Origin of the sequence: Halorubrum sp. SS7, from assembly GCF_005435055.1 — an archaeon.
Classification (GTDB): domain Archaea; phylum Halobacteriota; class Halobacteria; order Halobacteriales; family Haloferacaceae; genus Halorubrum; species Halorubrum salinarum.
Window position 1 is genome coordinate 1 of the sequence record NZ_SGXV01000756.1, and the last position, 215, is coordinate 215.

General features: G+C 68.8%; 1 pseudogene. It reads right to left on the reverse strand.

Annotated features, from left to right (window positions below):
- Positions 1-215 (reverse strand): annotated as a pseudogene (locus tag EXE44_RS19835) (phytoene desaturase); the annotation flags it as partial.

Genomic DNA, 215 nt, shown 5'->3' on the forward strand with positions numbered 1-215 from the left:
CCCGTCGACCGCGTCCGAGACGTGCGGCGGGCGCAGCAGCGACGTCTGCGTGAGCGTGTGCGCCAATCCGAGCGCGCTGCCCGCGTAGCTGTTGTACCGGTCCGCGAAGTCGTCGACCGAGAACGTCTCCTCGACGACGATCCGGCCGCGGAGATCGGTGTCGGTGTTCGCCGCGATGTCGTCGATCACGAGGTCGCGGTAGCGGTTGCGGATCT